13 protein-coding genes are annotated in these 14,728 nt (G+C 35.8%); 8 read left to right on the top strand and 5 right to left on the bottom strand.

Annotated elements, in window-relative coordinates; all coding sequences use genetic code 11:
- Positions 1 to 18: 18 nt before the first annotated feature.
- Positions 19 to 1,233, bottom strand: a complete 1,215-nt coding sequence (locus DW196_RS08240) for an iron-containing alcohol dehydrogenase (protein ID WP_118250920.1) — start codon at positions 1,231 to 1,233, stop codon at positions 19 to 21.
- A 439-nt stretch (positions 1,234 to 1,672) separates the two neighbouring features.
- Here DW196_RS08240 and DW196_RS08245 point away from each other — a divergent pair, with 439 nt between their 5' ends.
- The 3 genes from DW196_RS08245 to DW196_RS08255 are packed head-to-tail and all read left to right on the top strand — an operon-like array spanning position 1,673 to position 4,606.
- A complete protein-coding gene (locus DW196_RS08245; RefSeq protein ID WP_071456681.1) occupies positions 1,673 to 2,431 on the top strand; it encodes a (Fe-S)-binding protein in 759 nt (252 codons plus the stop codon).
- Positions 2,431 to 3,903 carry a LutB/LldF family L-lactate oxidation iron-sulfur protein gene (locus tag DW196_RS08250; RefSeq protein ID WP_118250921.1) on the top strand — a complete coding sequence of 491 codons (1,473 nt, stop codon included), beginning with the start codon at positions 2,431 to 2,433 and terminating at the stop codon, positions 3,901 to 3,903. The genes DW196_RS08245 and DW196_RS08250 overlap by 1 nt, the downstream gene beginning before the upstream one ends.
- Positions 3,896 to 4,606 carry a lactate utilization protein C gene (locus DW196_RS08255; RefSeq protein WP_118250922.1) on the top strand — a complete coding sequence of 237 codons (711 nt, stop codon included), beginning with the start codon at positions 3,896 to 3,898 and terminating at the stop codon, positions 4,604 to 4,606. The genes DW196_RS08250 and DW196_RS08255 overlap by 8 nt, the downstream gene beginning before the upstream one ends.
- Before the next feature lie 39 nt (positions 4,607 to 4,645).
- On the opposite strand, the gene DW196_RS08260 is transcribed toward DW196_RS08255, so the two are convergent.
- Together DW196_RS08260 and DW196_RS08265 are read right to left on the bottom strand one after the other, a co-directional pair.
- The gene (locus tag DW196_RS08260; RefSeq protein WP_118250923.1) at positions 4,646 to 5,629 is read right to left on the bottom strand and encodes a LacI family DNA-binding transcriptional regulator; all 984 of its coding nucleotides are present in this window, start codon (positions 5,627 to 5,629) and stop codon (positions 4,646 to 4,648) included.
- Between the two features lie 16 nt (positions 5,630 to 5,645).
- Positions 5,646 to 7,124 carry a sucrose-6-phosphate hydrolase gene (locus DW196_RS08265; protein WP_118250924.1) on the bottom strand — a complete coding sequence of 493 codons (1,479 nt, stop codon included), beginning with the start codon at positions 7,122 to 7,124 and terminating at the stop codon, positions 5,646 to 5,648.
- A 215-nt stretch (positions 7,125 to 7,339) separates the two neighbouring features.
- On the opposite strand from DW196_RS08265, the gene DW196_RS08270 reads away from it, so the two are divergent.
- Positions 7,340 to 9,307 carry a sucrose-specific PTS transporter subunit IIBC gene (locus DW196_RS08270; RefSeq protein ID WP_071456686.1) on the top strand — a complete coding sequence of 656 codons (1,968 nt, stop codon included), beginning with the start codon at positions 7,340 to 7,342 and terminating at the stop codon, positions 9,305 to 9,307.
- Positions 9,308 to 9,358: 51 nt separating this feature from the next.
- Here the strand turns inward: DW196_RS08270 and DW196_RS08275 are convergent, their stop codons facing one another.
- Both DW196_RS08275 and DW196_RS08280 read right to left on the bottom strand, forming a co-directional pair.
- Positions 9,359 to 10,006 (bottom strand): amino acid ABC transporter permease, encoded by a 648-nt coding sequence (locus DW196_RS08275; RefSeq protein ID WP_071456687.1) that lies wholly within the window; start codon positions 10,004 to 10,006, stop codon positions 9,359 to 9,361.
- A 2-nt stretch (positions 10,007 to 10,008) separates the two neighbouring features.
- Positions 10,009 to 10,833 (bottom strand): transporter substrate-binding domain-containing protein, encoded by an 825-nt coding sequence (locus DW196_RS08280; RefSeq protein ID WP_118250925.1) that lies wholly within the window; start codon positions 10,831 to 10,833, stop codon positions 10,009 to 10,011.
- A gap of 199 nt (positions 10,834 to 11,032) precedes the next feature.
- Between DW196_RS08280 and DW196_RS08285 the strand changes: the two genes are divergently transcribed.
- The 4 genes from DW196_RS08285 (at position 11,033) to rnr (ending at position 14,721) form a co-directional block, all read left to right on the top strand.
- Entirely contained in the window at positions 11,033 to 11,209 is a 177-nt protein-coding gene (locus DW196_RS08285) for a 2-hydroxymuconate tautomerase (protein WP_079345035.1), read from the top strand.
- Positions 11,210 to 11,302: 93 nt separating this feature from the next.
- Positions 11,303 to 11,539 carry a preprotein translocase subunit SecG gene (gene secG / locus DW196_RS08290; RefSeq protein WP_071456690.1) on the top strand — a complete coding sequence of 79 codons (237 nt, stop codon included), beginning with the start codon at positions 11,303 to 11,305 and terminating at the stop codon, positions 11,537 to 11,539.
- 81 nt (positions 11,540 to 11,620) lie between these two features.
- On the top strand, positions 11,621 to 12,364 hold the full coding sequence (locus tag DW196_RS08295; RefSeq protein ID WP_118250926.1) for a carboxylesterase: 744 nt from the start codon (positions 11,621 to 11,623) through the stop codon (positions 12,362 to 12,364).
- A gap of 8 nt (positions 12,365 to 12,372) precedes the next feature.
- On the top strand, positions 12,373 to 14,721 hold the full coding sequence (gene rnr, locus DW196_RS08300) for a ribonuclease R (protein WP_118250927.1): 2,349 nt from the start codon (positions 12,373 to 12,375) through the stop codon (positions 14,719 to 14,721).
- Positions 14,722 to 14,728: the final 7 nt, after the last annotated feature.

Genomic DNA, 14,728 nt, shown 5'->3' on the forward strand with positions numbered 1-14,728 from the left:
ATCCTAAATTCTAACGTTTTAACTCTTACCAACAGTAGTTGACAAAGAGCCAAAAATCATTGGCACAAGGGAGTTTGTATATATTTTTAGGACATCCTCTACACTCAAAGGAACGTATGCTTTCGTGCTAATGTTAGAGTGATGCACTGCTTGTTCAGCCATTTCTTCTAAGAGAGACTCATCAATCCCCACTTCTGGCAATGTCATTGGCACACCCCAATCAACAAAAGTGTCATACGTAAGTTTAATAGCTTCTTTAGCTGTGATGTACAAGTCATCATTTACTTCTAAATCAAAGACACGATGACCATATAAAGCAAATCGTTCAACAGTATCATCATTTAGGACATGTTCCATCCATCTTGGTGTTAAGATAGCCAAGCCAATACCATGAGTGATGTCATAGTAAGCACTTAACTCATGTTCCATTGGGTGACATGACCATACTCCAAATTTTCCGTTTCCTGTCAAACCGTTAAGAGCAAGAGAGCTTGCCCACATTAAGTTAGCACGAGCTTCATAATTTGTTGGTTCTTTAAGAGCGGTAGGCGTGTAGTGTAATACAGTTCTCATTAACCCTTCTGCAATGCCATCTTGAACCATTGTATCTAGCGTTTGATTAAAATAATTTTCAATTAAATGAGAAAAAATATCTGCTGAGCCAGCCATTGTTTGATAAGTAGGCACTGAGAATGTATAAGTTGGGTCTAAAATAGACACCTTTGGAATCACTAAACGACTATGGAAGCCTAATTTTTCTTTGGTTTCTTCATTTGTGATAACTGCTCCCCCGTTCATTTCTGAACCTGTCGCGGCAATCGTTAATATTGTCACTATAGGCAAAGCTTTTTCAATGGTAACAGCCTTGTCTGTGATAAAATCCCAAGGGTTTCCTTCATGAAAGACACCCGCTGCAACAGCTTTAGAACAATCAATAGTTGATCCACCACCAACTGCTAAAATTACATCAACTTGATGCTCTTTACATAGTTTAACTCCTTTTATGACAGTGTCTAGTCTTGGATTTGGCTCAATACCGCTAAGTTCGACTATTGTTGTCTCTTCACCGATTAATTCGTAAATTTTATCGTATAACCCACTACGTTTGATACTTCCCCCACCGTAAGCTAGTAGAACAGTTTTTCCATATTGGTTTAATACTTTCGGTAATTGCTGAATTTGATCTTTTCCAAATAATATATTTGTTGGTGCATGAAAATCAAAGTTTTTCATCATCTATTCCCCATTTCTATGAATTTATTGTCTTATGTTTTATTTGTTTTGTCAATAATATAACTTTTTTGGTTATGTTTTGGTTAAATGAATTGTTTTGCGATTTGTCATCAATGTTCTATATTGTGTGATATATGTTATTTAACTTTCATTGTTTCTTTTTATGCATAAAACATAAAATCCCATATTTATTTTACTTATATAAGTTTTAAAGTATATATTATATTTATTAATTTATTTATATAGAAAAAATGTGTTTATTTAGATTTTTTTATGATGTTTATATTTAGTTTAATCTATATTTTTGTTTATTAAATACAATTAGGAGTAGTTAAATTAATAAATTATTTATAAAAACAGTAAAAAATTGTTTGAATTTGTTTGAAAGTGGTAAAATAAGGTTGTATTAAAAAACAAGTTGTTGCTTGGAGGAATCAGAATGAGAGTAAGCATATTTACTAGCTGTGTCGTCGATTTAATGTTTCCAAATGTTGGAATAGCCATGGTAGAGGTACTAGAACGATTAGGATGTGAGGTAGATTTTCCAGAAAAACAAATTTGCTGTGGTCAACCAACGTTTAATAGTGGTTATGAAAAGAAGAGTAAAGCAACACTCATTAATCAATTAGAAGCATTTGAAAACTCAGATTACGTAGTAGGTGGAGCAGGATCTTGCGTGGGTATGTTACGTGAGTATCCTGAGTTGTTGAAGGATGATGAGGTGTATTATCCTAAGGCAGTTGAACTAGCAGAGAAAACATACGAATTTAGTCAATTTATTTACCGAGTATTAGGACTAACAGATGTAGGTGCTTGTTATGAAGGAAAAGCAACCTATCATCGTTCTTGTCACATGACACGTCTGTTAGGAGAAAGAGAAGCACCGTTTGTATTATTGGATAATGTGGCAGGGTTAGAAATGATTCCATTAGGCCATATTGAAAATTGTTGTGGTTTTGGTGGAACATTCTCAGTGAAAATGCCAGAGATTTCTGAGCAGATGGTCACAGAAAAAATGAATGACGTTATTAATACGGGAGCAGATACTTTAATCAGTGCCGATATGGGTTGCTTAATGAATATCGGTGGTAAGTTTAACCGAGATGGTAATCCGATTAAAATCATGCACATCGCAGAAGTATTAAATTCAAATGTCGATACTAGTCGAATTCAATTATCTAGCGAGGTGGCAAACTAATGGGATTAACAACAAGTACAAAACCATTTAAAGAGCGATTGGAAGATAGTAAAAAAGATGTGTTTATGCAACAAGCTGTGGCTAAAGCGCAAGACGAGCAATGGGTAAAACGTGAAGGTGCTCGTGATAAGTTAGGTAATTGGCAAGAGTGGCGTGAGTTAGGTGAGAGTATCAGACAACATACCATTGCATACTTACCCGATTACCTAGAACAATTTAGTGACAATGTCGCCAAACAAGGTGGACATGTTTATTTTGCTCAAACAGCAGAAGAAGCGAATGAGTATGTCAAACAAATCGTCTTAGAGAAAAAAGCAAAAAAAATTGTTAAATCAAAATCAATGGTTACAACAGAAGTCGATGTTGATCCTATGCTTCTAACACTTGATGGTGTAAGTGTGATGGAAACTGACTTAGCAGAATTTATTTTGCAAATGGATGATTGGGATGAACCATCACATATTGTGTTTCCAAGTATTCATAAAAATAGAGAACAAATTCGTGCGGTTTTTGAGAAAAAACTTGGCTACAAAGGAGATAATGATCCGGTTAATCTAGCTAGATGTGCCCGTGAAGTCATGAGAAAATTTTTCCTTGAAGCAGAAGTGGGGATTACGGGTTGTAACTTTGCGATTGCCGATAGTGGTATGATTAACTTAGACACAAATGAAGGAAATGCTGATTTGACGATTAGTATTCCAAAAACACAAATTGTCTTAATGGGAATGGAACGGATTGTCCCAACGATGAAAGAAGCCGAAGTGTTGGATAACTTACTGGCTAGAAGTGCGGTTGGTCAAAGTTTAACAACTTATGTGACGTTTGCTGGACAAAAACGAGCAGATGAATCAGATGGACCTGAAGACTTCCACGTGATTATCGTGGATAATGGTCGTTCCAACGCTTTAGGAACAGCTTTCCAACCAGTCCTACAATGCATTCGTTGTGGTTCATGTTTGAACGTGTGTCCTGTATATCGTCATATTGGTGGGCATGGTTATGGGTCTATTTATCCAGGACCAATTGGTGCTGTCTTATCTCCAGTGCTGGGTGGATACAAACAGTTTGGAGAGTTGCCTTACGCATCAAGTTTGTGTGGTGCTTGTACAGAAACATGTCCTGTTAAGATTCCACTACATGAATTATTAATCGAGCATCGTAAGGTGATGACAGATGATTTGAAAATGAAACACGGATTTGAAGATTTCCAAATGAAAGTCATTGGTAGTGGAACTGCCTCACCATTTTTATTTAATTCAGCGATTCATATGGCACATGATGGAATGGGTGTATTAAGTAAAAAATCGCCAACTTCTGTTACAAATATGTACCAGTTTGGAGGCTTTATTAATAAAGGGCCTGGATTAGTAAAAGGTTGGACAGATGTCAGAGATTTACCAAGACCACCAAAATACAAAGATAGCTTTAGAAAATGGTTTAAAGATCATAAGGCAGGTGCAGACAATGACTAATATTCATAACCGTGATAAATTTTTAGCTAGCCTACATGAAAAACTCGGCACAACACCTTTAAATGTTGCAGATCATCCATACATTCCAATAAATGATTTGCCACAAACACACTTAGCAGATAAGAATGTAGACGAACTACTTGGCATTTGTAAAGAAAAAGTCAAAGATATTCATACTGAGTTGTTAGATATTCCATCAAGTGAGTTACATAATACATTGAAAAAATTGATTGAACAATCAGGAAATGGAAATATTTTATTACCTAAAGATGATCGTTTTTCTAAAGAGTTATTAGATTTTCTAGAAACAGAATATAGCTCTGATATTTCTTATTGGGATGAGGGAGAAGAGTTTCGTGATAGTAACATAAAAAAAGCAGAAGAAGCCAATGTCGTGATTGCTAATGCTGATTTTATGCTAGCGGAATCTGGCTCAATTGTGGTAGAAACAACACCAGGTCAAGGACGTTCGCTACACTTTTTACCAACACATTATATCTCGTTGATTAAAAAGAGCAGTATTGTGGCTCGCTCGACACAAGCAGCTAATTATTTTTCTGAAAAAATTGAAAAAGGTGAATCAGTAGGTTCTGCCATTCATTTTATTTCAGGTCCTTCAAACTCTGGAGATATTGAAATGCAATTAGTGGTTGGTCTTCATGGCCCATTAAAAATGTATTATGTTGTACTAAATGATTTATAGACAAGCAAAAAGCATGTAGAGATTTTTCTACATGCTTTTTTAAACTGTTTGTCCTTGTACAAAAGTAACTGGTAAAAAATAATGGTCTTCTAACTTTTTCTCTACGTCATCAATTCGTTGCATTAACAAGTCAATTAAGATATCGGCATAATCAGTCATTGGTTGCGCGAGAGTGGTTAGTTGAGGGAAGTAAGTTCTGATAAACTTTGTTCCATCATAGCCAATCAATTTCATATCTTCAGGAATCGAAATACCTAGTTGTTGACACTGGTTGTAAACTAAGATCGCTGTTAAATCATCCGTGCAAAACAATCCATCAATGTCTTCGTTTTCTAAAATTCGTTTGATTTCGATGTTTTTTAAGGCAGCTGACTGATAGCTTTGGTCAAACTTAAATACTTTAGGTGTTAATTGATGTTCTTCCATGAACGAAAGATACCCATTCAGTCGTCTATTAGTTGGTGAGTTTGAGCGTTGAGATCCCGTTAAAATAGCAATATTTCTTGCCCCTTTTAGAAATAGAGTCTCTGTTGCAAGATAGCCACCTTGAAAATTATCACTCCCAACAATTGGAATCCCGTCAGCCAAATGTCGGTCAAAAGACACGATAGGTAACTCGATATTTTCATATTCAGCAATTCCTAAATTATGTGCTCCGGCAATAATACCATCAACTTTATTTGCCGATAACATATTGATATAGTTTCGTTCTTTTTCTTTATTGTTGGCACTATCACAAATGATGCATTTATATCCTCGTTCAAATAATTTTGACTCGACTTTATCAATCAATTCACCGTAAAACGGATTGGATACCGTTGGAAAAATTAACCCAATTAGTTGAGTGCTTTTTCCTTGGAGTGATCTAGCTAAGCTGTTTGGTTGATAGTTTAACTCTTTCATCGCTTGATTGACTTTATCAATTGTTTTTTGGCTCAGTGAACCATAATTATTGATTACACGTGATACAGTGGTTGGTGAAACACCAGCTTTTTCTGCCACATCAGTTAATTTGATTGCCATGTCATGTTATCTTCCTTTATTGATTTGTTTGACGTAGGTTATAGCAAGTAGCGTCAATTTGGCTATCAGAGTCCACATGAATATAAGTGTTGTCTGCTTTAGGAAACACACGAGCTGTAGCTACCTGTTCGCCATCATTTACAAAGACTTCGACAAGAGATTCGTCTACAAAAACTTGTAATGTTAGCGGTTTTTTACTAATCGAAAACTCTCTTTTAAAGCCGTATTCACTTGCAAATGATTCCCCTACGCTACTTCGGTCGATAATCATTTTACCACAAGTTGTATCAAAGGAAATAGTCAATCCAGTAGCGCCATCTTTATCAGACATTAGTGTGACTAACCCTTTCGTTGATTCATTAAAATCAATCACTAATTCGTAACGAGCTGATTTTGCCTCGTAATTTATTGATTTGATTTCTGTAAAGTCAGTTTGAGTGGTTCTAAGTTCTTTGTATTCTTGTGCAGGTTGTTGATAAAGAACATTTTCTCTTATCGTTAATTCTTTGACTAAACTGAGACAATGAGCCCAACCAAAATCATCAGTCGGATACTCAATTTCAGGTAAGCCAACCCAACTAATAGCCAAAGCACGTCCATCTGGTGCGTTGAATGCTTGTGTGGCATACACATCAAAACCTTCATCCAGATTTTTTAAAGCAGAAGGGTTTGTGATGACATTATTCTCAAGATTGTACTCATCACCAATGACATACATATTTGGGTAGATATTGTCGTAATGACAAACTGATTTATCTAACCCTTGCGGACAAAAAATTAAGAGCGCTTTGTCATTTGAAAAAACAAGATTTGGGCATTCCACCATGAATCCCATTGATTTCTCAGTAAAGTGTAACTCACCATTTAGTGTCCAGTGTTTTAAATCATGACTTGAATAAGTCAGAGCTTTTCCTTCTTTGTCTTTTGTTTGACCACCAATAACTAATAAGTATTCATCATGAAACGGAATGATTTGTGGGTCTCTAAACTCGTGAGTGTAGCCTTTTGGTGGTTCAGAAATTAAAGGTCTATCAAATTTTTCGATAGAGTTATCTTTTGAAAGATAGGCACCTAATTGATAAGAATGACGGCCCCAATTTTCATCTCTAACATTTCCTGTATAAGCAAGTAAAAGTTTGTCATTAACAGGAAGAGCTGAGCCTGAGTAGACACCATGACTATCAAAAGCCATATCAGGTTGTAAGGCTAACCCTTGATATTCCCAATTAAGTAAGTTTGTTGATGTTAAGTGAGCCCAAGATTTTACCCCGTGAACAGGGCCAATTGGGTAAGCTTGATAAAATAGTTGCCATTTTCCATTGAAATAAGAAAAGCCGTTTGGATCATTTAATAGTCCGGTTTTTGGTTGTACATGAAACCCTAATCTCCAGGGAGAGTTTGTGACTGTATCAACTAGTTCATCGATGTATTCTGTCTCCCAATCATTGTAATGACGATATCTTTCAGGTGTTGTCCATTCTTTTTTTAATGCCATAATTATCCTCCCGGTAAGCGTGTTCGATACATAAATAGTAAGGTATTTGTTAAGTATTGTCAAACGTATAACAATTTTATGGATCCTGTTACATAGAAGGTTTTAAATGATAATAAAAATATTTTGATAAACGTTTGACATTTATAAGGAAAGATGCCATAATTTTATCAAGAAAAGCGATTTCAAGCATAAACATTTTTGTAGGAGGAGAAACGATGGATTACAAAAAAGTCGCACAAGAGATTAGTGATGCCTTAGGAAAAGGTAATTTACAAGCTGCAGCTCATTGTGCCACACGTTTGAGGTTAGTGTTAAAAGATTCTGGGAAAGTTAATCAGGTGGCTCTTGATAATATTGACGCAGTCAAAGGGACATTTGAGGTTAATGGCCAGTTTCAAATTATTATTGGCGCAGGAGATGTAGACAAGGTTTACAAAGAACTTGTTGCAATCACAAATGTGAAAGAAGTGTCAACGTCTGATGTGAAGGAAGAAGCTGTATCAGATAAAAAACAGAATCCTGTTATGACGTTTATCAAAGTTTTATCTGACATTTTTGTGCCAATCGTTCCAGCGTTAGTTGCGGGCGGTTTGTTAATGGCTTTAAACAATGTCTTAACAGCGGAAAACTTATTTGGTGCACAATCTGTTGTCCAAATGTATCCTGTTTTAGAAGATTATGCTGGAATTATTAATTTATTAGCGTCAGCACCATTTGCATTCTTACCAATCCTTGTTGGTTTTTCTGCCACAAAACGATTTGGTGGGAACCCTTATCTAGGGGCAGCAATAGGTATGGCAATGGTTATGCCAGACTTGGTAAATGGTTATGGTGTGGCAAATGCGATTGCAGATGGCACGATGAACTATTGGCATATTTTTGGTATGGATGTGGCTCAAGCCGGATATCAAGGTTCTGTATTACCAGTTTTAGCAGTTTCATGGATTTTAGCGACGTTAGAGAAATTCTTCCATAAACATATCTCAAATGCCTTTGACTTTACATTTACACCGATGTTAGCATTGATTATCACAGGATTTTTGACATTTACTTTTGTTGGACCTGTTATGAGAGGATTTTCTGATGGACTAACAGATTCTTTAGTTTGGTTGTATGACACAACTGGAGCTATTGGATTAGGTGTTTTCGGACTATTTTACTCTCCAATTGTTATCACTGGGTTGCATCAAAGTTTCCCAGCTATCGAGACAACTCTGTTAGCTGATGTAGCGAAAACGGGCGGATCTTTTATTTTCCCAGTTGCTTCTATGGCGAACGTTGCTCAAGGTGGGGCAGCATTAGCGATTATGTTCTTAACAAAAAATGAAAAACAAAAAAGTTTAGCAACATCAGCAAGTATTTCAGCTCTATTAGGTATCACAGAGCCGGCTATTTTTGGGGTTAACTTAAAACTTAAATTTCCGTTTATCTGTGCGATGATTGCTTCAGGTGTGGCAACCACTTTTATTGGATTTTTCCACGTATTAGCAGTGGCTATGGGGCCAGCTAGTGTGATTGGGTTTATCTCGATCGCACCAAAATCAATTCCTTATTACTTGATTGGGATTGTCATCAGTGTTGTAGTAGCATTTATCACGACTTATCTATATGGTAAGAAAAATAGTCATTTACTTGCAGAAGCAACACCGACACAAACATCTGATAATGTAGCAGTTGAAATCAACGAAGACCCTGAAGAAGTAGTTGAATCAGTACAAGATGATGTAATAGAAGCACCTATCACTGGTGAAGTGGTTCAATTGAAAGATGTGAATGACCCAGTATTCTCACAAGAATTGATGGGTAAAGGAATTGCGATTTTACCAACAGATGGTAAAGTCTACTCGCCTGTTGATGGTGAACTAACGGTTGTGTACGACTCTAAACATGCTTATGGTATTATGTCGGACAAACACGCAGAAGTTCTAATCCACATTGGAATTGATACAGTTCAATTAAATGGTGAAGGATTTACGACTGAAAAAACAACTGGTGACATCGTCAAAAAAGGTGATTTACTAGGAACGGTTGATTTAGAAGTATTGAAAGAAAAAGGTTATGACTCAACAGTCATGATGATTGTGACAAACACAAATGCCTTCAGTAGTGTTGAAGCTTTAGATAAAAAAGAAGTGTCTGCTAAAGAAGATATTTTAGTAGTGACTCAGCCAACAGAAAATTAATAGAAAACACGTTTATTTTGATAGATAATCAGAATAAACGTGTTTCTTTTTTTATGATAGTATTGGAAATCTTTTTTCTAGACTGTATTGGATTTTTTCAATCAAAATACATAAAATCCAGTAGATACAAGCAACTAAAAAGTACATGGATAGGAAGTTAAATTCTCTCCCACCAATAATTTTAGCTTGTTGGAAAATATCTGTTACGGTAATCATGGCTGCAAGAGATGAGCCTTTAACTAAATCTATGGCAACGTTACTCATAGGAGCAATGGCAATTCGAATAGCTTGTGGCATGATGATGTCTTTGACGATTAACGTGTTTTTCATACCGAGTGCTCGTGAGGCTTCCCATTGTCCATGATTCACACTATGCATCGAACTTTTAAATATTTCAGATAAAAAAGCACTACTTGTGAGTCCAAAACAGAGAATACTCGCTAGGACGGGATTAATTTGCATAGGTAAACCAAAATAAAGAGCAAAGAGCAAGACAATCGCCGGAATTCCTCTAAAAAATGAAGAGTAGACGATTAAAATAGCGTTGATGAGACCATTGTTTAACAATCTTAACAGGTAAATCAAACTGGCTAAAACAGAACCTAGTAAAAATGATGCGACACTAATCAACAAAGTATAGGGCAATCCTTTTAATACAAAAGGAATTGACTCAATCATTAACGTTGTATCAATTATCATGTTTACTCAACCTCAATTGTTTTTGATATCTTAACAGTTGGCTTTTTAGAAATATCTTCTCCATAAAAAGAAGTAGCAATTTTTGTTAAGGTTCCATCTTTTTTCATGTCTGTGATAGCTGAATCAATTTCTTTTTTTAATTCTTGGTTATCTTTATTAATGACAAGACCTGAAGATGATGGGTTGAAATAGACATCTTCTAATATTTTAACAGGCATATCTGGTAGAGCAGCAACAGCCATTTTTTGTAAGTAATAGTCATTTAAGATAACATCTGTGCGTCCCTTGACTAAGTCAGTCATGTATTGATCATTTGTTGCGTTGTCATAATTTACTAGGGTGGCACCTAATGATTCGGCTACTTTCATATAGGTAGTAGAAGCTTCGCCTGCTGCTTTTTTACCTTTTACATCATCTAAAGAGGAAATACCTGAATTATCTTCTTTTCTAACGACCATACTACCAAAAGAATATTTGATTGGTTCAGATAAACTAAATTTCTCTTCACGTTTTTTATTGATTGAAAAGTCATTTGCGGCGATGTCTGCTTTATGTGTTTGAACAGCCGATAACATGCCATCGACGTTAAATTCTTTAAAGGTCACTTTTTTGTTTAGTCTTTTACCGATTTCTTTTGTTACTTCCACGTCATAACCGGTTAACTCATTTTTGTCATTGTAGTATGAACTTGGAAATAGTGTACCTGATGTCGCAACAACTAATTCGTCTGATGCTACTTTTTTAGTTGGATTTTTTTTTGTGTCATTTTTACACCCACCTAATATAACCAAACATGCTACTGATAAATATAATAACGTTTTTTTCATTTTGTCTCTCCTTCAAAATTAATCAGGTTGAGTATAAACAGATGACTGATGAAAATCTATTAGATTGACCTATTTAGTGAATTTATTCAGAGAATAGTTCCTTTATCAAGGTTTTGTGAAACAATATTGTTTTTATGGAATCTTAGATGTTTAACATGATCTTTGGTATAATAAAAGAAAAAACAAGGAGTGTTGAGATATGCCATTAGTTCATATTGAATTACTTGAAGGTAGAACAGCAGAACAAAAAGAAGCGTTAGTGAAAGACGTGACCGAAGCAATTGTGAAAAACACAGGAGCGAAGACGGAAAACGTTCATATCGTGATTTCTGATATGAAAAAAGGTGACTATGCAGTCGGCGGTAAAATGAAATAACACTAGACAATGTACTTTATTCAGACTAGTAATATTGAAAAAGGTATGATAAAATTGAACAGATGATTATAGTTCAAGAGAAGGAGAGTTAATATGTATCAATTCTTATTAACCCTAATGTTAGTGTTATCCATTTTAATTATTATCGCTGTGATGATGCAACCAAGTAAGCAAAATAGTGCTGCTAGTGCGTTTTCAGGTGGTGCTAGTGAATTATTTGGAAAAACAAAAGCACGTGGGTTCGAAGCGTTTATGAAACGTGCGACAACAGTATTAGGATTCGCATGGGTGGCAGTGGCTATTGCACTTGCGTATTTGTCATCAAAATAATGTCAGTGTATCTCCTGTTATGACAGGAGATTTTTTTATTGTTATAATGATTTGGTAGATGTGTTTGGGAGGAGTTAAACAATGAAAGTAGAACCATTTTATTCAAAGGTAAGTCATAAGGCTGTGTTGTTATTTCATGCTTATACAGGAAGTTCAAATGACGTGAGAGCATTAGCTAGAAGAGTTGAGAGAGAAGGCTTTTCAGTATATTGTCCCATGTTTACAGGGCATGGCACAATGGAGCCGATGGATATATTAGATCAAACCGCAAATGTGTGGTGGGAAGATGCTAAACGAGCTGTTGAGTTTTTAAAAGAAGAGGGTCATGAAAAAATTGCCGTTTTTGGTCTGTCTATGGGAGGTTTGTTTGCGATGAAATTAATCGAGACCTATCCTGACACGTTTGTTGGAGGGGGAACGTTTTCTTCTCCGCTAGACCCTAGTGATGCAACCAATATTTACCCGAATTTTTTAAAGTATTGTGAGTATCGTTATGATAAATTAAATCTTTCTTTAGAAGAAAAGACAAAAAAATTGGATAGTATAAAAGACCCTCTTGATATCCAACTTAAAGATATCAGTCTAACCGTACAATCAGTATGTGAGGGATTACCTAGAATAGAGAAAAACATTTTTCTTGCTCAATCGGCTAAAGATGAGATGGTCAGAGCAAAAGGTGTTTATGATGCTGCAGTAATTATGGAGAAAGCATTTGTCGATGTTCATTGGTACCCAAACAGTACACATGTCATCACAGTGAGCCATGATAAAATTCAGTTTGAAAAAGATGTGGTGCAGTTTATCCATAAATTATCGTGGGAATAGGAGGAAGTATGAGAAAAACATTAAAAGAAACCATTATAGATGCGATGACATCTAGTAAAAAAAAGTCATTTTCAGTTGAACAATTAGCAGAGATGCTAGGGTTACAAAAAAGTAATGACTTTAAAGAGTTAGTTCAAGCTATTGCACAAATGGAAAGAGAACAACTTGTTACCTTTAATCAAAAAGGAAAAATAAAATTAGTCACAAAAGAAACGGTTCTTGAAGGCGTGTTTCGTTCGAATGAACGAGGATTTGGCTTTGTGACGGTTGATGGCGAGGATACAGATGTCTTTATTAGTCGAGATGAGACTGGTTATGCTCTTGAAGGAGATAAAGTTGAAATCGAGATATTAAAAGCAGGTAATCCATTGGAAGACCAAGCATCAGAAGGAAAAGTAGTTAAAATTATCGAGCGAGGTATGAGCCAAATTGTCGGTATTTTTACGTTGTTTACAGAAAGTGAGCAACAAGAAACTGGCCTGTATGGTGTCGTAACGCCAAAAGATAAGAAATTAAGTCGCTATAAAGTCTTTGTTGCGGCAGAAGGTATTAAACCTGAAGATGGAAGTGTTGTGGCTGTTGAGGTGACACATTATCCTGAAGCTGGTTATACAAATAGTTTTGAAGGATTAGTTAAACAAGTCATTGGACATAAAAATGATCCGGGGATGGATATTTTATCGATTGTATTGCAATTAGGTATTCCTACAGAATTTGATGAAGCAACGTTAAAACAAGCAGAAGAATTACCTGATGAGGTTCTTGAAAGTGACTTACTTCATCGAGTTGATTTAAGAGATGAAGTCGTTGTGACGATTGATGGGGCAGAGGCAAAAGACTTAGATGATGCCGTTCGAGTGGAAAAATTAGATAATGGCAATTTCTTCTTGGGTGTCTACATTGCTGATGTGTCTCACTATGTGACAGAAAATAGTCCACTTGATGCAGAAGCAAGTGACCGAGCAACGAGTGTGTATTTAACAGACCGCGTGATTCCAATGTTACCAAGAAAATTATCAAATGGTATTTGTTCGTTGAATCCTGATGTAGACCGCTTGGCAATGGCTTGTGAGATGGAAATCACACCAGATGGAGATGTGGTATCACATGATATTTTTGAAACAGTGATTCATTCGAATGCACGTATGACGTATGATGAAGTCAATGATATCATTGAAGGAACAAACGATGAGACAATCAAACAATACAGTGAACTTGTTCCGATGTTTCATCTGATGAATGAGTTACATGAGATTCTTGAGAGCAAGCGTGCTAATCGTGGCGCGATTTCTTTTGAAGATAGAGAAGCATATATTGTGGTGGATAGTGACGGACACCCAATTGATATTAAACTTCGTAAGCGAAAAGCTGCCGAGCGTTTAATCGAGTCATTTATGCTAGCTGCAAATGAAACTGTAGCAAAAACTTATACAGACAGACAGCTACCATTTATTTACCGAATCCATGAACATCCAAAAGAAGAGAAAGTGCAACGCTTTTTAGAGTTTATGACAAACTTTGGTATCATGGTTAAAGGAAAAAAAGATGCTGTGTCTCCAAAAGAATTGCAACGAGTATTAGATCAAGTTAGTGACCGACCAGAAGAACCGGTTGTGAGTATGATGCTACTTCGCAGTATGCAACAAGCAAAATATTCTGAAGATCCAGTGGGACATTATGGGTTAGCCGCAGATGATTACACTCATTTTACGTCGCCAATCAGACGATATCCTGACTTATTGGTTCACCGATTGATTAAAGATTATGAAAAAGGTAAAATTACAGATAAAGTCAAACAAAAATGGGAAGAAGCCATTCCTGATATTGCAGACCACAGTTCTAAAATGGAGAGACGAGCAGTTGAGGCTGAACGTGAAACAGATAAACTGAAGAAAACTGAGTTTATGCAAGACAAAGTAGATGAAGAGTTTGATGGTATTATTACTTCAATCACTAAATTTGGTTTGTTTATCGAGTTGCCAAATACGATTGAAGGTTTGGTTCACGTTAATCAACTTAAAGATGATTACTATCACTTTATTGAAAGTCACATGGCTTTAGTTGGTGAAAGAACTGGTAAGGTTTATAAAATCGGTCAAAAAGTCCATATCAAATTAACAAAAGCAGATGTTGACACAAGAGAGATTGATTTTGAATTGTTATCAGCTGAGCCCTTAACTGAAACGATCGATATACCAAAGCATAACAAAAAGAACAAACAAACCAGTCGCCGTAATGACAGTAGAAAAAAAGGGGCAGATAAGCCTGACTTTGGTAAAAAAGGTCAAAAGGGCAAGAAAGGGAAGAAACCTTTCTATAAATCAGTGAAGAAAAAACCGAAGAAAAAGAAAAAGTGAGGGGTTA

Source organism: Vagococcus sp. AM17-17 (assembly GCF_003471765.1).
In the GTDB taxonomy this organism is placed as follows: Bacteria; Bacillota; Bacilli; order Lactobacillales; family Vagococcaceae; genus Vagococcus; species Vagococcus teuberi.